Here is a 16,477-nt window from a genome sequence, read left to right as displayed (position 1 = left end):
GAGGTCTTGAACCATGCGTATTTGGGGTAAGGTGCTCGGCACCTTCTTCGGTTTTCTGCTCGGCAACATCTTCGGTGCCCTGCTTGGCCTCTGGATAGGCCATCGTTTCGATCGGGGCATGGGCATGAGCTTCCGCCGCGCCCCCACCCAGCAACAACAGGCGGTGTTCTTCCACGCCACCTTCGCCGTCATGGGCCACATCGCCAAGGCGAGCGGCCAGGTCACCGAGCAGGAGATCCGGGTCGCCTCCAACCTGATGGACAGGATGCGGCTCAGTGGCGAGCAGCGGGTACGGGCGCAGGAGTCGTTCCGCCAGGGCAAGGAGAGCGGCTTCCCGTTGCGGGAGACCCTGGCCGAGTTCAGACGCGCCAGCCTGGGGCAGCGCGATATCTTGCGCTTCTTCCTAGAGGTGCAGCTGCAGGCCGCCTTCGCCGACGGCCGGGTCGAGGCCGACGAGCGCGCCATACTGCAGACCATCGCGGACGAGCTGGGCTTCAGCCAGATCGAGCTGGCCCGCATCCTGGCCATGGCCGAGGCGCAGATGAACTTCTTCCACCGTCAGCAGCAGGGCGGGCAGGGGCAGCAGCGACAGGCTCCCACCAAGGACCGCCTCAAGGATGCCTATCAACTGCTGGGGGTGAGCGAGGGCGACAGCGATCAGGAGATCAAGCGCGCCTATCGCAAGGAGATGAGCAAGCATCATCCGGACAAGCTGGCTGCCAAGGGGCTGCCCCCCGAGATGATGGAGATGGCGAAGGAGAAGACCCAGGAGATCCAGCAGGCCTGGGAGTGGATCCGCGAGGCCCGCGGCATCCGTTGAGCGCCAGATTCCAGATATGAAAATGCCCGTCGATGACGGGCATTTTTGTTTGCGAAAGCCGGGCTTAGTGGCTGTCGACCCAGACGAACTTGAGCACGAACAGCAGGGCGACGACCCAGACGCAGGGGTTGATCTCGCGCCAGCGGCCGGTGCCCGCCTTCATCACGCAGTAGGAGATGAAGCCCACGGCGATCCCCTCGGTGATGGAGAAGCTGAACGGCATCATGACTGCGGTCATGAAGGCCGGCACCGCTTCGGTCAGATCGTCCCACTTCACCTTGGTCAGCTCGGAGCACATCAGCACGCCCACGTAGATGAGGGCGCCGGCGGCGGCATAGGCGGGCACCATGGCGGCCAGCGGCGAGAAGAAGATCGCCAGCAGGAAGAGCACGCCGACCACGATGGCGGTCAGACCGGTGCGACCGCCGACGGCGACGCCGGAGCTGCTCTCGATGTAGGCCGTCACGGACGAGGTCCCCATGAAGGCGCCGCCGACGGAGCTGACGCTGTCCACCACCAGGGCCTGCTTCATGCGCGGGAAGTGCCCCTTGTCATCGGCCAGCTTGGCGCGGTTGGTCACGCCGATCAGGGTGCCGGAAGAGTCGAACAGGTTGACCAGCATGAAGGAGAAGATGATCCCGGCGAGGCTGATGTCCAGTGATCCCATCAGATCCAGCTGGCCGAAGACGGGGGTGATGCTCGGCGGCACGGAGACGAAGCCCTTGAAGGTGACATCGCCGAACAGCCAGCCCAGGGTGGTGGTGACGACGATGGCGATGAGCACGGCGGAGTGGACGCCACGGGCGGAGAAGATGCAGATGAGGAAGAAGCCGAGCAGCCCCAGCAGGCAGGGCAGGGAGGTGAGGTTGCCCACGGTCACCATGGTGGCGGGGCTCGCGACCACGATGCCGGCATTGTGCAGGCCGAGCAGGGCGATCAGCAGGCCGATGCCGGCGGTGATGCCGACCCGCAGGGTCAGGGGAATGTTGGCGATGAGCCAGTAGCGTACCCGCAGCAGGGTCAGGATCAGCAGGCCCAGCGCACCCCAGAAGATGGTGCCCATGCCGACCTGCCAGGAGTAGCCCATGCCGGCCACCACCACGAAAGCGAAGAAGGCATTGAGGCCCATGGCGGGAGCCAGGGCGATGGGCAGGTTCGCCAGCAGACCCATCAGGATGCTGCCGATGCCGGCGATGAGGCAGGTGGTAACGAACACGGCCTGGGTGTCCATGCCTGCCGCAGAGAGGATCTGCGGGTTGACGAAGACGATGTAGACCATGGTCAGGAAGGTGGTGATGCCGGCGATCACCTCGGTGCGGGCCGTGGTGCCATGACCGCGCAGGGCAAACAGGCGCTCGAGCAATCCCTGCCCGGCAGCCGGGCTGGCGGTCTGCCCGGTAGCGTGATGTGGTTGATTCATGTTGGATTCCAATGGGTGACGTGAAATAGGCAGCAGGGGGTCGGCCCATCCATGCGGGGCAACGGACCCTGATTCTGGCGGTGAAGTGACCAGACTCGTCCTGATACCGTGACAGCGCGCACATTTTCACACAGGCGGCCAGGTTTACAAACCCCGGATGTGCGAGGCGGATCAATGAATAGAGTAAAAATTCAAACGTTTTCCCCCGAAGGCAGGAGAAAGGGGACCAATAGAGCCCCGTTTCCACATCGAGATCAACGGTTTTTCTGGTAGCGTTCGATAAGCTGGCTCAGCACGGCATCGCTCTGCTCCAGCAAGGGATCGAGGGCGACCCCCATGCGTTGCAGCAGCAGGGTGGCCTGGGTTTCGCTCAAGGGGCGGCCATCAAGGAAGTAGGCCTGCTCGGCCAGTTGCTTGTCATGGCGGGGCAGCAGCACCCAGTGCACCCGTCGGGGTTCGATGGCGGCGAGGATCCGGTTGGCTGCCGCGCAGAAGGTATCGATGTGCTGCTTGCCATCCGGCCCCAGACAGCCGGGTTCGAGCCGGATCTGGATGGTGAGTCTGGTGGTGGAGGCTTGGATCATGGGTCGCTATCGCTGGGGTAGAGGTGGAGATTGTAAGTCAGAAGAGGCAAAAAAGGGGAGCCCCGGCTCCCCTTGTGACGTCATGCCTGGCGGCGCGGCTGTTGCCTCGCCTTACTTGGCAATGCGCTTGTACTTGGCGCGGCGCGGCTGAATAGCCTCGGCACCGTAGGTCTTCTTCTTCCACTCTTCGTATTCGGTGAAGTTGCCTTCAAAGAATTCGATCTTGCCCTCGTCCTGGTAGTCCAGGATGTGGGTGGCGATGCGGTCGAGGAACCAGCGGTCGTGGGAGATGACCATGGCGCAACCCGGGAACTCCAGCAGGGCGTTCTCGAGGGCGCGCAGGGTTTCGATGTCCAGATCGTTGGTCGGTTCATCCAGCAGCAGCACGTTGCCGCCGGTCTGCAGCAGCTTGGCAAGGTGCAGACGGCCACGTTCACCACCGGAGAGCTCGCCGACCCGCTTCTGCTGGTCGGAACCCTTGAAGTTGAAGCGGCCGATGTAGGCGCGGCTCGGGAACTCGTAGTTGCCGATGCGCAGGATGTCCTGGCCGTCGGCGACTTCCTCGAATACCGTCTTCTTGTCGTTCATGCTGTCGCGGAACTGATCCACGGAGGCCAGCACCACGGTGTCACCCAGGGTGATGGAACCGGAATCCGGCTGCTCCTGACCCGACATCATGCGGAACAGGGTCGATTTACCGGCACCGTTCGGACCGATGATGCCGACGATGGCACCCTTCGGAATGGAGAAGGAGAGATCGTCGATCAGCTGGCGGTCGCCATAGGACTTGCAGAGGTTGGCCACCTCCACCACCTTGTCGCCGAGGCGCGGTCCGGGCGGAATGAACAGCTCGTTGGTCTCGTTGCGCTTCTGGTAGTCGTTGGTGTTGAGCTCTTCGAAGCGAGCCATACGAGCCTTGGATTTGGCCTGACGGCCTTTCGGGTTCTGACGAACCCACTCCAGTTCCTTCTCGATGGACTTGCGACGGGCGGCTTCGGAACTCGCTTCCTGGGCCAGACGGGCATCTTTTTGCTCCAGCCAGGAGGAGTAGTTGCCCTCCCAGGGGATGCCTTCGCCGCGGTCCAGCTCCAGGATCCAGCCCGCCACGTTGTCGAGGAAGTAGCGGTCGTGGGTGATGGCCACGACGGTGCCTTCGTAGTCGTGCAGGAAGCGCTCCAGCCAGGCCACGGATTCCGCATCCAGGTGGTTGGTCGGCTCGTCCAGCAGCAGCATGTCCGGTTTTTCCAGCAGCAGGCGGCACAGGGCTACCCGGCGGCGCTCACCCCCGGAGAGGTGCTTGATCTGGGCATCCCAGGCCGGCAGGCGCAGGGCGTCGGCCGCACGCTCCAGCTGGTTCTCCATGTTGTGACCGCCCTGGGCGGCGATGATGGCTTCCAGCTCGCCCTGCTCGCGGGCCAGCTTGTCAAAATCCGCATCCGGATCCGCGTAGGCCGCATAGACCTCGTCCAGGCGCGCCATGGCGCGTTTCACCTCGCCGACTGCCTCTTCCACCGCTTCGCGCACGGTCTGCTCCGGATCCAGCTTCGGCTCCTGAGGCAGGTAGCCGATCTTGATGCCGGGCTGCGGACGGGCTTCCCCTTCGATCTCGGTGTCGATGCCCGCCATGATGCGCAGCAGGGTCGATTTCCCGGCGCCGTTCAGACCCAGCACGCCTATCTTGGCCCCCGGGAAGAAGGAGAGGGAGATGTTCTTGAGAATATGACGCTTGGGCGGCACGACCTTGCCAACCCTGTTCATGGTGTAAATAAATTGAGCCATTGGCTAATTCTCTTTAATTTACAGGTTGTTATTGAGTTGCTTTAAATTCTTGGGGCTGTATTGGGGCCAAATCTGAAAAGCTGGCCCCAAGCCTGCCCCAAACCCTGTCCGCTTCGTCGCGGTCTTGCTCGGGGATCCATTTGCCATAGACTGTGCGCACCATGGTACTGTCCTCGTGCCCAAGGTATGACGCAACCCATTCAGGGTTTGCGCCAGCGGTCAGCATCCAGCAAGCAAATGTATGGCGCATATGGTATTGGGTTCGGCGGCGAATGCCAGCCCTCTTTATCAGCCTGTCCCATTTGTCACCCAAAGTGAAGGCCGTGTAGCAGATGCTGAGCCCAGGAGTTTTGCTGGTGACATCTGGGCTAAATACAAACGTGACCTTCTCATCAATCTGCCGGCGGTCCCTCAACGTCTTCTTGATGTGGTGGGATTGGCGCATTGCTGTCATTGGCCGCATACGCTTCAGTGCTTCTATCGCTGGTGGGAGGAGCACAATGGTTCGCTCATGGCCGGTCTTCGGTACCTTGAAGTTGCGGGTCTGGGTGATGTTGCGGCGGATCTGGATTACTCCGCGCTCGAGGTCGACATCTTCCCATGCAAGCGTGCAGAGCTCCCCGGTGCGCATGCCTGTCCAGCAGGCGAGCTGGACCCACATTGCGTCCATTTCGTGCCTGGCGGCCTCCTGCAGGCGCCGAAACTCATCCTGATCAAATGGGTCTGGTTTATCTCGGATCACCTCTACCTTAGCCAGCACTGAAGATAGGCCCTGGTGGGTGTAGCCATTCTGCTTGGCAAAGTTGAACAACCCGGCGGCGACCATCATGTAGTAGTTGACCGATCTGGGAGCCAAAGGCTTTTTGGTTCTGTCCCGCGGTTCGGTCATCAGGAACCGGCGCCATTGCTGCAGGTCTTCAGTTCGGAAGGTGCTGACGATCCGGGTGTGGTCCAGGTCTGAAGCCATCATTCCCAGAATGGAGCGATAGCGACCGCGAGCATTATCGCCGATATCCACATCCTTGATCTTCAGGTAGTGCTCTACCAGTTCACCCAACGAAATGTCCCGGCTTGCGGTTGTTCCTGCAAACCGGTGAGCATTCTTGCTGTCTGGGAAGTGCTTGGCGTAGTCGAACACCCCAATGGCGATCTCATGCAGAATGGCCTCCCGTTTTCGGAAGGCGTGCTTGATGTTGGCTTTGGTGGCCGGCATGTTGAGCGTTTCCCGGCATCGCTTGCCGTGGAAGCGGAAGTCGATGCGAAGGCTCTTGCCGTGCAGCTCGATACCTGGCATTTCAGCAACGATGTCGGTCAGTTCTTGGTTCCGCTCAGCCAATCCTCATATCTCCGCCAGTGATAGACATACTTCCCATCCGGGGCCAACTTATAGTGGACCCCTTCGATCAGTTGGCCCTTCTTCCGCTTCTCGCTGATGGCCTTCTCAGTGTATCCGAACATCTCCCCCAAAACCCTAGGTAGCACCCAGCTGGGACGCTCCATGACAACCAATTTCTGCTGCATATTCATGTCTCCTTTGCGCCCTCACGGCGAGAAGTGTGGCCCCATGGGGCCACCAGTCATTACATGACTTATCAGTTGGGCCCCAGTGCTTGAAAGAGCTGCTGGAAACTGGCATTGAGCTGTTTCCATTGCGGATCCTTTGCCTGCTTGAGGCAGTGAATGCGGCGAGCCATCGCGAACAGGGCCTTGTCTTGCATGTCGGCACTGGCGGCGTGGTGCTGCGCCTTCTTGTAGGAGAGAGCCGCATCCTGGTGGTTGCCAGACTGCTCTTGGTGGATGGCCTGCTTGAGGTCATCCCTGTAATTGCGCTTGTGAAGTCGTTGGTCCATCGTGTCCTCCCGGACAGTCATTGTGTTTGCTGCGTCCTGGCCTACGTGACCAGCCCTTCAATCTGTACCTGGTTTGAGCTCCCGGTACTCCAGCTCGGTGAAGTTGAGGTATGGAGCCGGCGCCTGATCGATAGCGGCAAGCCGTATCTGCTGATGGGTCATCGGGTGGTGTGCCTCGATGGTGCCAGTCAGTCGATCCGGCGTGGCCCCCAGCTCGGTGGCGGCATTCAGGGTGTAGTGGTATCGGTGCATGATGATGCTCCTTCTGTTGTATCAGCATGCCAGTGGTACCCGCCGTGCTTCTCCTGCTGGCCAGCAAGGCAGCGGGTGATGCTGACCCTAGTAAATCCACCTTCCGTCTCAGCGTCCGAGACGCTGGCGAACCTGACGACCTGATCTCCTGCGATACCTATTACCGGGGTCTTGCGCCACTGTGGTGGTAGCACCTGGTCCACGTAGAGGCGGCGGGTGTGCCGCCCTCTGCCATTCTCCCCAACCATGCAGAAGTGCTCTATCCGAGTTGTGAAGCGGGACTCCCTGTGGATTTGGCCCATCACGATGCTGGCCTTGCTGACGGTCAGGGAAAACTCGGCGGCCACCTCGGCACTGATGGCGCCACCAGTTCGGGCATGAATCCACGCTGCAACGTCCTGAACTATGCTCATGCAGCACCTCATTCAAGTGTTGGAGCAGCGGAGAGCATGGCCTCCCAAATCTCAGGCAGTCCACCCGTTGCCGAGACCGCATTTTCAGCTGCTTCAAACATCTTGTCAGTAAACTCAATCGGGACTATTTGCCACCCTTCCGGCACCATTGTGGGCGGCTGCTCATGTTGGTCTTGCGGCTTTCCTGCCAGATCTGCTCGAACATAAGGCACCTCGCAAGCGACCATAGAGTCCGCGCACCAACTAACCTCGTGGGACCAAATTGGGAATGGATAGTCGTGGTCGCTGCCTCGATCGCCAACCTGTAACCAGATGCGCGATGGCGCGGTGCGGATAGTTTCTGTCACATTTATGACAATCCCTGTCCGGGTGGGATCGACATCGGTGCGTTCGGGCAGCTTCCCTGCCAGTATTGCTGGGTCTGCCTCTCGCTGGTGGAGCATCATCGCCAGGTTGGCAATGTCCTCGAAATTGCCTGGGTTCCCCTTGCTAATGTGTCCGATCAAGAGCGCGGCAAGGTGTTCGACTGAACAGGAGGACGGGTCATCCCAGCCACCCCGGCCTTTGGCCCGTGCATCTGTTAGTTTCGCCTTCATGGCAATGGCGAATCGTTCAACGGCGTGGTCATCAGTGTGCTTGCTCATGCTGCCTCCCCGTCATCCAAGGTCAGTGTCAGTTGATCGTGATCCGGATTCAGCAGGCGTTTGGCCATTTGGGTCGCGCCACTGAGCGTGGCCTCTTGGTCAACCCCGCCATCCTGCAGATCGCGGATGTAGCCTGCCAGCAGGCGGGAATTGGCCGGGGTAAGCAGATCCGCTTCATCGATCTGATAGATGACCGACTTGATGGCAGGGAAATGCTGCCAGTCATGAAGAGGTTCAACACTTGCCGCTGTGGCTACCGGTATCGGCTCAACGACCACTGGCTGGTCCTGCAGCAGGGCTGTCTTGGTAGAAACGGCCTTGGCGATGGCCTGGCTAGCCTCTTCGTTCAGCGCAACAGCCTGACGGTGGATCATGTCGAGGATGATCTGGCCGGTGGTGATGAGGTCGTCACGGCGCAAGCGGGCCTCGGGGTGGGGCTCGCCCTGCCAGCTGGCATCGAAGATCACCACGGCCGAGGCGAAGCCACTCGAGCTGGGCTTGTCCTTCTTCGGATCGCGGGGGACGTACCAGCTCGGCACCTCAAAGCCGATGCGCCCGCTGATGAACTGGATGAAGTCGGCATCTTCCGGCCACCAGGTTTCGCTGGTGGCAGCCTTGATGAGCAGCATAATCTTGGCGCCCTGAGCCCGCTGCTCTCGGCAGTAGTTGAGGATGGCCTCCATCCCGGTGATGGGGCTGCCCTCACTATCCGTACACGGGCGGGAGTAGGGTGGGTTGCCGAAGGCGGCGCCACCAAGCCGGCGCAGGTCGGCGGCCAGCTCCTGGGTGAGGGCATTGTCCTCGGCGTCGTAGTAGTTCGGCACCAGGGCATTGCAGTCGTCGGCGAACATATCGAGTACGACTGGTCCCAGGGTGGGGGCGAACTGGTGAAACAGGCCCCAGGCTAGTGCCTTGGGGGTCTGCCACTGGTCGCCGATCTGCTTGAGTTCGTGGTCAGGCTGGAGTTGCAGCTCGGCCAGTGTTTGGGCGTAGTGGTTCATCATTGCCTCATCGTCGAGATATGACCCGAACCCCGGATCCGGGCTTGGCCTTCTTGGCCGGTTCTGTCTTCCTTTGAAACTGGTCTCATCACACAAACGACAGGCAATAGGAGTCCGTGACCCGCTGTTGGGCCGCTATCGCGTGTGGGATAAGGGCCCCGTTGCCGGGGCCAGGAGAGAGCTGTAACCACATGCATTGCACCTGTGGTGGTGGCTTGAGCACTTCACAGTGAGTCAGCCGTTCTTGCTGTCGGTACCGGTGCGCCCTCACGGGCAGACCTACCATTCGAAACGGTCGCCTCTCGGCGAGGGCCTGGGTGGCGCTTCACAGCGGGACCAGGCATCCGCTTAACCCTGCGGTGGGAGATGTGATCACCTCCTTGGGGTGGTCATATCGGTTGGTTGTGGTGGCCGGGTCTGACACCGGCCGAGGTCTAGGGGGCATCCCTACGAATGCCGGTTGGCGCAAAGACCTTCCCATTCACCACAACCGTGGATTGCATTGGTCTCCGGGTCTCTCGTGCGGTACCCCATGGGCCTTGGCTCACCTGCAATGCAATCCCGGTTGTGTCCCGGCCTTTCACCGGGTGGGTGGCTGGGGAGTCAGACCCGCCACTCGCTGTGTTCGCTATCACTTCAACTGTGCTGTCTTTCCAGCTGTCAGCCGGTCACTGCCTTAATTTCCATTCACCTTGGTCGGCATGCATTCCAGCCTTGCCAAGGGAGAGCGGGGAGGTTAGTCAGCCCGGTTGCCGGTGTTATTTCCCCAAGCGGTTTGTTGCCACCGCTGCCAGTGTTGTGCTGGTCCTCCGGCTGGGGTTGTCCATCGTGCGAAATCAATTTGCTAACTATTGGTTAGCATATGCTTGGTTTGCTTTAAGTCAACACCCAAAAGTTAGTTTTTCAATTTTTTAATTCAGGGTCAGTTGGTGCAAGCTGTGGTGACGCAAAGGAAGGGGTAATTTTCGGATCATTGCCCTGCCGCCCGTTGCTCCGAACCACTGGGAGCTGGACCCCAACGATCTCGGGTGTGACGATGGACCTGTACTGAGGGGGCTGTGGGTCGTACCCCGATTCGCATGAGGATTGAATATAACCGACGTGACTGTTATATTTAGGTGGCTAAACCCGTCAAGCCCTCAGGAGTGAATCATGACCGTAGTCACGACCGCCGATACCTCCCAACTGTACGCACTTGCAGCCCGACATGGGCTCAAGCTCCATGGCCCGCTGACTGTCAATGAGCTTGGGCTCGACTATAGGATCGTGATCGCCACCGTCGACGATGGACGTCGGTGGGTGCTGCGCATCCCGCGCCGAGCCGAGGTAAGCGCGAAGGTCGAACCAGAGGCGCGGGTGCTGGCAATGCTCAAGAATCGCCTGCCGTTCGCGGTGCCGGACTGGCGCGTGGCCAACGCCGAGCTCGTTGCCTATCCCATGCTCGAAGACTCGACTGCGATGGTCATCCAGCCTGGTTCGTCCACGCCCGACTGGGTCGTGCCGCAGGACTCGGAGGTCTTCGCGGAGAGCTTCGCGACCGCGCTCGCCGCCCTGCATGCCGTCCCCATTTCCGCCGCCGTGGATGCGGGGATGCTCATCCGTACACCGACGCAGGCCCGTCAGAAGGTGGCCGACGACGTTGACCGCGTCCGACGCGAGTTCGTGGTGAACGACAAGCGCCTCCACCGGTGGCAGCGCTGGCTCGACGACGATTCGTCGTGGCCAGATTTCTCCGTGGTGGTGCATGGCGATCTCTACGTGGGCCATGTGCTCATCGACAACACGGAGCGCGTCAGCGGGATGATCGACTGGAGCGAGGCCCGCGTTGATGACCCTGCCATCGACATGGCCGCGCACCTTATGGTCTTTGGTGAAGAGGGGCTCGCGAAGCTCCTCCTCACGTATGAAGCGGCCGGTGGCCGGGTGTGGCCGCGGCTCGCCCACCACATCGCGGAGCGCCTTGCGTTCGGGGCGGTCACCTACGCACTCTTCGCCCTCGACTCGGGTAACGAAGAGTACCTCGCTGCGGCGAAGGCGCAGCTCGCCGCAGCGGAATGAGCGAACGTCGATATAGCCCGCTCGCGACGCTGTTCGCGGCGACCTTTCTCTTCCGGATCGGCAACGCGGTGGCGGCCCTCGCGCTTCCATGGTTCGTCCTGTCTCATACAAAGAGCGCGGCCTGGGCGGGCGCCACGGCCGCTAGCAGCGTCATCGCGACCATCATCGGCGCGTGGGTTGGTGGTGGCCTCGTCGATCGGTTCGGGCGCGCGCCCGTCGCATTGATCTCGGGTGTGGTGGGCGGCGTGGCCATGGCGAGCATCCCACTGCTCGATGCCGTTGGCGCCCTCTCGAACACTGGGCTGATCGCTTGCGTGGTGCTCGGTGCCGCGTTCGACGCACCCGGTATGGCCGCGCAGGACAGTGAGCTGCCCAAACTCGGCCACGTCGCCGGGCTCTCCGTTGAGCGCGTCTCGTCACTGAAAGCGGTGATCGGGAACGTCGCGATTCTAGGTGGCCCGGCCCTTGGGGGGGCCGCAATCGGCCTGCTTGGCGCTGCGCCAACGCTCGGGCTGACGGCGTTCTGCTCCGTCCTTGCAGGTCTGCTCGGCGCGTGGGTGCTTCCCGCGCGTGCCGCTCGGACGATGACCACGACGGCGACTCTCTCCATGCGCGCCGGCGTCGCTTTTCTCTGGAGCGAACCCCTGCTGCGCCCTCTCTTTGGTATAGTGATGATCTTCGTGGGCATCGTTGGCGCCAACGGCAGCGTCATCATGCCTGCGCTGTTTGTAGATGCAGGACGCCAAGTAGCAGAGCTCGGGCTGTTCTCCTCAATGATGGGGGCTGGTGGTCTCCTTGGCATTGCCATTCATGCGTCGGTCGGCGCCCGGATATCAGCGCAGAACTGGCTGGCGGTGGCATTTTGTGGCTCTGCGGTGGGCTCGCTTCTGCTTTCACAGTTGCCAGGCGTGCCGGTGCTGATGTTGTTGGGCGCGCTCGTGGGACTGCTGACCGGCTCAGTCTCTCCCATTCTCAACGCTGCCATCTACAACCGCACGCCGCCAGAACTTCTCGGCCGGGTACTCGGCACGGTCTCGGCGGTGATGCTGTCAGCCTCGCCCATGGTTATGCTTGCGGCCGGCGCGTTTGTCGACCTTGCTGGTCCGCTCCCTGGCCTCGTTGTATCGGCCGTGTTTGCGGGGCTCGTGGCTCTACTCTCGCTCCGTCTTCAATTTGCTACAATGGCGGCGGCAGCCACAGCCTCCGCCCCAACCCATACAGAAGGTGAACACTGATGCCCCGCCCCAAGCTCAAGTCCGATGACGAGGTACTCGAGGCCGCCACCGTAGTGCTGAAGCGTTGCGGTCCCATAGAGTTCACGCTCAGCGGAGTAGCAAAGGAGGTGGGGCTCTCCCGCGCAGCGTTAATCCAGCGCTTCACCAACCGCGATACGCTGCTGGTGAGGATGATGGAGCGCGGCGTCGAGCAGGTGCGGCATTACCTGAATGCGATACCGATAGGCGCAGGGCCGCAAGGGCTCTGGGAATTTTTGCAGGTGCTCGTTCGGAGCATGAACACTCGCAACGACTTCTCGGTGAACTATCTCATCTCCTGGTACGAGCTCCAGGTGCCGGAGCTACGCACGCTTGCGATCCAGCGGAACCGCGCGGTGGTGGAGGGGATCCGCAAGCGACTGCCCCCAGGTGCTCCTGCGGCAGCTGAGTTGCTCCTGCACTCGGTCATCGCTGGCGCGACGATGCAGTGGGCCGTCGATCCGGATGGTGAGCTAGCTGATCATGTGCTGGCTCAGATCGCTGCCATCCTGTGTTTAATGTTTCCCGAACACGACGATTTCCAACTCCTCCAGGCACATGCGTAAACGGAGGTGTGCAGAGTCCCTGCGGCAGGCGACGAACACGACCGTCGTCGATTAGTACCGGTACGGTCGGTGGTATCGAAGTCTTGATCACCACTCAGGTCTACGGCTTACAAATGGTGACCATCCCGATACTTGCGTCAGAGCACCGGGCCGATTCTTTGACAGTGAATCACTCCCGTAAGGTTGTGCCGGTGTGGGTGTCCCGGGTCGAGACGATACTCCGCCAATGCGCCCAGCAAACAACCTGGCCATCGCAGGTGGTGGGGAGCGGTGTGGCGGATGAGTTGGACAAGTTGGTGTAGCAGCACGAGCACGGCGAGATAACATCGCAGGAGTTCGACATGCTCAAGAGACAGCTGATTGCGAATCGCGATGCAGATTCATAACCCGATTGCGGGTTGGCTTCACTCCACCATCACCGAGCAGACTAGCACGGCGCATATCTGCACATCCTCATTGACCGGCAGCAGGGGGTATTGCGGGTTGAGAGGCTTTAACCACCAGGAACCGGAATCCATCACCAGCTCTTTGAAGGTCATGTCGCTGCCGTAGCGGGCGATCACCTTCTTGCCCGGGGCGGGCTCCACCTCAGGATCCACGATGATGATGGTGCCGTCAGGGTATGACTTGCCCCCCATGGGGGCCACCATGGAGTCGCCCTTCACCCGTACGGCATAGGCCCGGGTGCTGACGCGAACTGGGCTGATGGTGATCTCTTCTGCCTCTTCCAGGGTTGGGATATCGCCGCAGTCTTTGAACTCACCGGCGCTGACCCAAGAGATCAGGGGAACCTGGTAGACAGGGAAAGGCTGTGGTTCGACATTGCCGTCGCTCGTATCGGTGCCAGTCAGCAACCACTGCACGCTCTTGCCGGTGATGCGCGAGAGCTCTCCCAGCCGTTTGACCTCTGGCAGCCCCTCACCTTTCAGCCATTTCCCTACCGAGACCTCAGACAGATCTTCTCGCAACGTGCGCTTAAGCCGAACTATTCGGCCTCTAACGGGCCAGCCCATTTCATCGAGAGCGGCATTGAGTCGCTGCGAGAATGCCATTTTGTCGGCTTCATAACGCGCCATTGGTGTTTGTTTCTCATCCATTTCCTAACGTCCAGTTATTGTTTGTCAATTTGACCTAACTTTAACCTCTTGCGCATTTTACTAACCAAGAGTTATGATTTTGTGTGTGTAAAACGCCAGAGGACGCCATGCATACCCTGTTAACTCGATTCGGTACCAAGAGTGCCATCGCGGCTGCACTCGGCATCACCCCGGAGGGCGTCAGCAACGCTTTCAGGCGTGGCAAGGTGCCAAGCACCTGGGTGGCCAAGCTCAAGCAGCAAGGTTTGAGCCAATCTGAGCTCGCTGAATTGCCTCTGACTGACGAAGGGCGGGCGATTGTATCAGCATTCACCGGGCAATTATAACCAACCGTTAGGAATCACTATGACAGAGCAACGGAATGACACCACGGCAAAAGTCAGAGCGGTTTTCCGGTCATCGGACGTGATGGCTGCGGCTTATAGCATTGGCCACCGCTTCAACGCCAGCGAACTGGCGCGACTGATGGGGCGCAAGCCGGCGGAGTTTTGCAAGAAGCTCAACCCGGATTGCGATGACCGCCATCTCACCCTGGCCGAGGCGGTCGCCGTCACCGAGATCACCGGTGACAACGCCATCCTCGAAGCCTGGGCGGTGAGCCGCGGAAAGGTGCTAGTGGATCTGCCAGTTGGGGTGGTCAGTGACGATGACCTGGTGGAGCAGGTGCTGCTGGCGCAGGCGGTGTTCGGCAAGCTGATGCAGGCCATTCACGACGCCCGGGCGGATGGGGTGATCGACAGGATAGAGCAGGGGCAAATCGAGCGCATCGGCACCCAGGCCGCGGAGCATGTGCTGGGACTGATCAGCAGCACCGGCGCCAATGTGCGGCCACTACCGGTTACAGCCCAAGGAGTGAAGTCATGATGCAACAGCGACTGCCATTCACTGTAAACGCTCGTGATCTGGAGCGCCTTGAGCAGAGAGTGTTTCAAGCGTCTGGACTGATCGCAACAGTGAATTGGCAAGCTCTACGGCTTGCTCTGGCGTCAGGACAAAGCGATGGCCTTGGTGTGCTTCCTCAACCGGTTGCATCGGGGAAGACAGATAGTTCGGTTTGAAGAGGACGCAGTTGTAGGACGGCAGTGGGCCGATAGTCCAGCTGGCGACCGGGAAGACGGAATCATCGTGATCGGTTGACATAGCAGCTCCTGTGCTGGTGGTGGATTGAGCAACACGACCATAGCACGGAAGAGAGCCTGACTCATACAGGTCGCGGCCCGGCGTGAAGGGCACCAACAAAGGAGCGGCCCCGCGCTGCGTCAACAGCCGGGGCCATGGTTCAGTCATCGTGCGGAGATGAGAACATGAAAAAGCATACGAAATCAGCGGGAAGAGGGCAAGTCACAGACTTGTGCCTGTATCGATGTCCACAGGCTGCAGTTAGCGGGGTTCGACAAGAAAAGGCCCCGAACTGTCATGACAGCCGGGGCCAAGTGAACGTTAAACCAATCGTATCCCAGACCCTAATCTGGATACCCGTTGAGCGTAGGCAGCCACTATCAATTTCTCAAGCTTCCCTAGAACGTTCAGCAGTGGATCTTCAAACTGTGCAGGGCCATCTCCTTTCATTTGCTTACAGATTGAATCTGTGGGCAAACCATCGCTATACTGTGGGTGCTGCGGCAAAATCCGCAGCCGGGATTGGAACCCCGAAACTGACTGTAGAGCCGACCCACGCTCTTGCGTGGTTTTTTGTCGGCACTCGACCCCCATTTACTTGGGTGCTGCTCGCCTACCCGGCGTTCGGCATCTGCAGCGTTATGGTGGCTCGGGTGGGGCAGCCTTCGGGCTGGCCGGTTCTCTCTATGGTCGCCGGTAGTTCCAACCCCATCCGGGCTACCACCATGAGATTGGAACCTCAGGTCGGTAGTGACATTCTATCGACCATAGAGGCTGCCATCATGGCTACTGTCCCTACCCCCCTTACACCCGTTGTTCGGGTGATCGACGGCCAGGCCGTCACCACGTCCCTCGATCTTGCTGCCTACTTTGGCAAACGTCACGACGACGTGATCCGCAAGATCCGCTCTCTCGAATGTTCCCTTGAATTCACTGCCCGCAATTTTACGGTCAGTGCTTATGACGACCCTACCGGCCGCTCTCTACCCTGCTACCTGCTGACCCGCGATGGCTTCTTCTTCGTGGCGATGGGCTTTACCGGCCGCCGTGCCGCCGAGTTCAAGGAGGCCTATATCGGGGCCTTCAATGCCATGGAGCAGCGGCTCCGCTTCCCTGACTACCTCGCCCAGCTCGATCAGGCACACCTGCGTGATGCGGTGTCGGCCACCCTGCAACATCTGGCAGTGATCCGGCAGGCCTGGGACGAGCAGCTTTATCCGGGGCTCAAGGCGCTGGGTTCGCCGCTGGCGGTCTCTTTGCACGATCGGGTGCACCTGGCTTGCTGGTCGGTACAAACGATTGCCAAGCACAGCGGCTGCGAGCTGACGATGACTGAGGCGCTGGCGGCGACCCGGCCGCCGGTGTTCCCCCGTGCCCAGGCTTGCGGCGTGCGCTCTGCTTCGACTGGCGGCCTTCACTGCTCCGGGGGGCGCCATGAATAAGCCCAAGGTGTTGCTCTATTTGAAGTGGGTGAACGGTTATCAGCTGGTGGTGATGGGGGTGGCCCTGCCCATCAGCCCGGCGCAAGCCAAGGCGGTATTTTCCCAACTGCAGCGATTGGAGGTGGGTCATGGGTGAGGTGGTCAGACTGGCGGCCCCGGTGGCCGCCCCAACGCAACGA

General features: G+C 60.7%; 20 protein-coding genes and 1 pseudogene. 9 read left to right on the top strand and 12 right to left on the bottom strand.

Annotated elements, in window-relative coordinates; all coding sequences use genetic code 11:
* The first annotated feature begins 13 nt into the window (after window positions 1-13).
* Window positions 14-820, top strand: a complete 807-nt coding sequence (gene djlA / locus C2U37_RS02855) for a co-chaperone DjlA (RefSeq protein ID WP_104451783.1) — start codon at window positions 14-16, stop codon at window positions 818-820.
* A 64-nt stretch (window positions 821-884) separates the two neighbouring features.
* On the opposite strand, the gene C2U37_RS02850 is transcribed toward djlA, so the two are convergent.
* From C2U37_RS02850 to C2U37_RS02805, 10 genes are all read right to left on the bottom strand, one after another.
* A complete protein-coding gene (locus tag C2U37_RS02850; RefSeq protein ID WP_104451782.1) occupies window positions 885-2,240 on the bottom strand; it encodes an NCS2 family permease in 1,356 nt (451 codons plus the stop codon).
* 254 nt (window positions 2,241-2,494) lie between these two features.
* On the bottom strand, window positions 2,495-2,824 hold the full coding sequence (locus tag C2U37_RS02845; protein WP_104451781.1) for a hypothetical protein: 330 nt from the start codon (window positions 2,822-2,824) through the stop codon (window positions 2,495-2,497).
* A gap of 111 nt (window positions 2,825-2,935) precedes the next feature.
* A complete protein-coding gene (gene ettA / locus C2U37_RS02840; protein WP_069651826.1) occupies window positions 2,936-4,603 on the bottom strand; it encodes an energy-dependent translational throttle protein EttA in 1,668 nt (555 codons plus the stop codon).
* Between the two features lie 28 nt (window positions 4,604-4,631).
* Window positions 4,632-5,939, bottom strand: coding sequence for a site-specific integrase (locus C2U37_RS02835; RefSeq protein WP_101149442.1), 1,308 nt, complete (start codon window positions 5,937-5,939; stop codon window positions 4,632-4,634).
* Window positions 5,915-6,124, bottom strand: a complete 210-nt coding sequence (xisR, locus tag C2U37_RS02830; protein WP_101149441.1) for an excisionase family protein — start codon at window positions 6,122-6,124, stop codon at window positions 5,915-5,917. Before xisR ends, C2U37_RS02835 begins: the two co-directional genes overlap by 25 nt.
* Window positions 6,125-6,195: 71 nt before the next feature.
* Window positions 6,196-6,453, bottom strand: coding sequence for a hypothetical protein (locus tag C2U37_RS02825; RefSeq protein ID WP_101149462.1), 258 nt, complete (start codon window positions 6,451-6,453; stop codon window positions 6,196-6,198).
* A gap of 57 nt (window positions 6,454-6,510) precedes the next feature.
* Entirely contained in the window at window positions 6,511-6,705 is a 195-nt protein-coding gene (locus C2U37_RS02820) for a hypothetical protein (RefSeq protein ID WP_101149440.1), read from the bottom strand.
* On the bottom strand, window positions 6,681-7,118 hold the full coding sequence (locus tag C2U37_RS24985) for a hypothetical protein (protein ID WP_101149439.1): 438 nt from the start codon (window positions 7,116-7,118) through the stop codon (window positions 6,681-6,683). Before C2U37_RS24985 ends, C2U37_RS02820 begins: the two co-directional genes overlap by 25 nt.
* Window positions 7,119-7,126: 8 nt before the next feature.
* Entirely contained in the window at window positions 7,127-7,762 is a 636-nt protein-coding gene (locus C2U37_RS24825) for a hypothetical protein (RefSeq protein WP_199770501.1), read from the bottom strand.
* Window positions 7,759-8,766, bottom strand: a complete 1,008-nt coding sequence (locus C2U37_RS02805) for a phage N-6-adenine-methyltransferase (RefSeq protein ID WP_233768450.1) — start codon at window positions 8,764-8,766, stop codon at window positions 7,759-7,761. The genes C2U37_RS24825 and C2U37_RS02805 overlap by 4 nt, the downstream gene beginning before the upstream one ends.
* 1,149 nt (window positions 8,767-9,915) lie before the next feature.
* Here C2U37_RS02805 and C2U37_RS02800 point away from each other — a divergent pair.
* Genes C2U37_RS02800 through mphR(A) form a run of 3 tightly spaced genes read left to right on the top strand, consistent with a single transcriptional unit; the run spans window position 9,916 to window position 12,640 of the window.
* Window positions 9,916-10,821, top strand: coding sequence for an Mph(A) family macrolide 2'-phosphotransferase (locus C2U37_RS02800; RefSeq protein WP_000219391.1), 906 nt, complete (start codon window positions 9,916-9,918; stop codon window positions 10,819-10,821).
* Window positions 10,818-12,056 (top strand): macrolide resistance MFS transporter Mrx(A), encoded by a 1,239-nt coding sequence (gene mrx(A), locus C2U37_RS02795; RefSeq protein WP_000004159.1) that lies wholly within the window; start codon window positions 10,818-10,820, stop codon window positions 12,054-12,056. The genes C2U37_RS02800 and mrx(A) overlap by 4 nt, the downstream gene beginning before the upstream one ends.
* Complete coding sequence (mphR(A), locus tag C2U37_RS02790) at window positions 12,056-12,640, top strand: macrolide-binding transcriptional repressor MphR(A) (RefSeq protein WP_001137892.1); 585 nt, start codon at window positions 12,056-12,058, stop codon at window positions 12,638-12,640. The genes mrx(A) and mphR(A) overlap by 1 nt, the downstream gene beginning before the upstream one ends.
* Before the next feature lie 404 nt (window positions 12,641-13,044).
* Here the strand turns inward: mphR(A) and C2U37_RS02780 are convergent, their stop codons facing one another.
* Entirely contained in the window at window positions 13,045-13,608 is a 564-nt protein-coding gene (locus C2U37_RS02780; protein ID WP_042881803.1) for a LexA family protein, read from the bottom strand.
* A 236-nt stretch (window positions 13,609-13,844) separates the two neighbouring features.
* On the opposite strand from C2U37_RS02780, the gene C2U37_RS02775 reads away from it, so the two are divergent.
* On the top strand, window positions 13,845-14,063 hold the full coding sequence (locus C2U37_RS02775) for a hypothetical protein (protein ID WP_042881802.1): 219 nt from the start codon (window positions 13,845-13,847) through the stop codon (window positions 14,061-14,063).
* Between the two features lie 82 nt (window positions 14,064-14,145).
* Window positions 14,146-14,601, top strand: coding sequence for a phage regulatory CII family protein (locus C2U37_RS02770; protein WP_231563226.1), 456 nt, complete (start codon window positions 14,146-14,148; stop codon window positions 14,599-14,601).
* A gap of 18 nt (window positions 14,602-14,619) precedes the next feature.
* Here the strand turns inward: C2U37_RS02770 and C2U37_RS02765 are convergent, their stop codons facing one another.
* The gene (locus tag C2U37_RS02765; protein ID WP_042881797.1) at window positions 14,620-14,877 is read right to left on the bottom strand and encodes a hypothetical protein; all 258 of its coding nucleotides are present in this window, start codon (window positions 14,875-14,877) and stop codon (window positions 14,620-14,622) included.
* A 134-nt stretch (window positions 14,878-15,011) separates the two neighbouring features.
* On the opposite strand from C2U37_RS02765, the pseudogene C2U37_RS25335 reads away from it, so the two are divergent.
* From C2U37_RS25335 to C2U37_RS24525, 3 genes and pseudogenes are all read left to right on the top strand, one after another.
* Window positions 15,012-15,596 (top strand): annotated as a pseudogene (locus C2U37_RS25335) (ash family protein); the annotation flags it as partial.
* Between the two features lie 42 nt (window positions 15,597-15,638).
* A complete protein-coding gene (locus C2U37_RS24980) occupies window positions 15,639-16,298 on the top strand; it encodes a Rha family transcriptional regulator (protein WP_231563225.1) in 660 nt (219 codons plus the stop codon).
* A complete protein-coding gene (locus tag C2U37_RS24525) occupies window positions 16,291-16,434 on the top strand; it encodes a hypothetical protein (RefSeq protein ID WP_154109895.1) in 144 nt (47 codons plus the stop codon). The genes C2U37_RS24980 and C2U37_RS24525 overlap by 8 nt, the downstream gene beginning before the upstream one ends.
* The last annotated feature ends 43 nt before the right edge of the window (window positions 16,435-16,477 follow it).

Source organism: Aeromonas sp. ASNIH1, assembly GCF_002934285.1.
GTDB lineage: Bacteria > Pseudomonadota > Gammaproteobacteria > Enterobacterales > Aeromonadaceae > Aeromonas > Aeromonas caviae.
This window is presented reverse-complemented; position numbering and strand designations above follow the sequence as displayed.